The organism is Psychrobacter sp. FME13 (assembly GCF_014861395.1).
GTDB lineage: Bacteria > Pseudomonadota > Gammaproteobacteria > Pseudomonadales > Moraxellaceae > Psychrobacter.
Window position 1 is genome coordinate 1 of sequence record NZ_RRYV01000245.1, and the last position, 2641, is coordinate 2641.

At 42.5% G+C, this 2641-nt stretch carries 2 protein-coding genes; both read right to left on the reverse strand.

All coding sequences use genetic code 11. The features are described 5' to 3' along the window. Positions 1-1674 (reverse strand): D-lactate dehydrogenase (gene dld / locus EI164_RS15540; RefSeq protein WP_225739355.1); only part of this gene is annotated, 1674 nt, incomplete at its 3' end. Positions 1675-1708: 34 nt separating this feature from the next. Beyond that, the coding region (locus EI164_RS15545; protein WP_192520875.1) for an L-lactate permease at positions 1709-2641 on the reverse strand (933 nt) is incomplete at its 5' end.

A 2641-nucleotide genomic window follows, 5' to 3' on the forward strand; every position in this document is an offset into this window, starting at 1 on the left:
GCTTTTATAGAAATTCTGCAAATCAGGCTCTGCTTCGTATAGATGCCCTACATTATGCTCAGCAGGATATTTGGCTCCGCGTGCGCTCAATAGCTCTAACATCATCTTTTTAACAAGGTGTGCATCACTGCCCTTCTTCAAAATATAATCTTGATGAAACACATAGCAAAAGAAGTGTCCGTAATACAGCTTCATCTCTAAGTGTTTTTCAATTTCTTCAGGTAGGGTTTCAAGCCATTCTAATTCATTACGCGGTATGGCAATATCTAATGCCAATATCTCACCAACTTCTTTTTCATGTATGATTTCATAGCGTAATGCGGCACCGGCTGCCGCAAAACGATTTAAGAAGGCGCTTTCTGACTCTTTTTTATCACATTCAAAGTAAGCGCCTGTTTCTGAGGTCGCAAAAAACGACTTCAAAAACGCTTGCGCTTCTTCGATACCGTCATCACTCATTTTTAAGATGAGGTGATGCTCGTATTTATCACGATATTCCATCATTCGCTCAGGCAAATGCTTTGGAAATATATTACCGATAAACTGCATGACTTTATCGGTAAAGTGCTTGGGCATCCACGACCATTTACTAAATTTTGCATCAATCGCGCCTTTAATAGCAAACAAGCGCGGTAAGGCATCTGTCCCTAAATGTTTGATACTCAAGAAAGTGTCTTTACCGTATTTGGCAGATACATCGAATATATCACGGTGCATATACTCGCCCACTTCAGGAATGTTTTTGAAATTGGACAATATCTGTCTTCTCAACTGTGCAAGCTCGCTCACACTGTTGCTACCTATATAAAAAGCCTGCTCTTTTACAGCCGTTGGGTAGGTATCAAGCCGTACTGCAAATACAGCAAGCTTACCTGCACAACCACTGGCTTCATACAGTCTCCGCTTATCCGCATTAAAGCGACTAGGCGTGCTTGCATCAACATCTTTTACTCTAGCGATATACTCTTTGTCTGATGCCATCTTGCCATTGTCAGGTAATTTGTTTTTATCAAAATCCCCATTTTGCAAATTCGTCAGTATTGCTTCTGGCGTGTCACCTAGCTCTACGCCTAGATGATTGACCAACACCAGCTGACCTTGTTCGTTGATTTGTGCAAACAAGGCAAGCTCAGTATAAGCAGGGCCTCTTTTAACCAAGGCCCCTCCTGAGTTATTAGAAACCCCACCAATGATAGACGCCCCTAAAGTCGATGAACCAATGACTGAGTGAGGGGCTCGATTGACCGTATTAAGCTGACTTTGTAGTTGGTGCAAAGTCGCTCCAGGTAAGCTGATTACCTGCTCATTATTGTTGACCAAGTACAACTGGTCTATGGCAAGGGTATTAATAACGACCACAGGTCTATCATAGTCATTACCGCTTGGCGTCGAGCCTTCGGTTAATCCTGTTTTTGCTGCTTGCATAATAATGATGCAATTGCCTTCAACACACACTTCTAGACTGCGCCAAATATCCAGCAATGTTTGCGGAAACAAAACAGCCAATGCAGCTCCGCCGCCAGAACGCCACCCCATTCTATAGTGTTCGTTTTTCTCTGGATCTGCCTGTACATTACTAGCACCTAATACGTTCGTTAGTTTGTCTAACACTTGATCGGGGCTAATGATGTCTCGAGAAGGCTTATTTGATGAGAAAAGGTTTGATGAATGCATATCAATCTCTTTATCTTGGGGGGTTACATGTGCCTTATGGTGCTAAAGGACCGTGAAAACCGAAAATGTAAATGGCAGCCATAACGATTATTCCGCAGAATAATACATAGTATAAAGTAGGCAAAATCGTGCGTCTGAGGGTAGCGCCTTCCATACCAAGCAAACCTACGGTTGCTGAGGCCGCCACCACATTATGTATCGCAATCATATTACCAGCTGCTGCACCAACGGCTTGTGCTGCTATGATTATAGAAGGTGAAATACGCAAGCTAATTGCAGCTTCATACTGAAATTGGCTAAACATCATATTAGAAACGGTATTAGAACCTGCGATGAAGGCCCCAAGTGCTCCAATCGTTGCACTAATTAAGGGAAAAACATTACCAAAAGTACCAGCGAACAATTCTGCACTCGCAACTGGCATACTTGCCACATCTGATAGATTGACGCCTGAATTGATAAAAATCCTGACCATTGGGATCGTAAAGATAAGAACAAAACCAGCACTCAACACAGTCTTGCTTGACTCTTTGAGCGCACTATTTAGTGCACTACCTGGCTTTTTGGTTTGGAAAAAAGCGGCAACCAAAGCACTGATTAACAACAATCCACCAGGTAAATATAAAGGACTAAAACCAGCGCTAATATCCGCCTCACCCAATACTGATGTAAAGTCTAACGTCACACTAGTCAGAAAATCTTTGAAGCCCACAAACACTCTTGAAAAAACCAATAACAGCGCAACTAGTAAGTAAGGGAACCATGCCATGAAAATAGACATTTTCTTGCCATCTTCATTCGGCGTCAAATCTTCCTTACTAACGACTAACTTACCAAGCCATTCACTTGGCCAGTTTTTTTGCGGTTCAAAATCCCATGTGGTTTTTGGAACTAAGAATCCACGTTTTGCCGCATTAACAACGATGGCGACACTAACCAAACCACCGACCAGTGATGGAAACTCTGG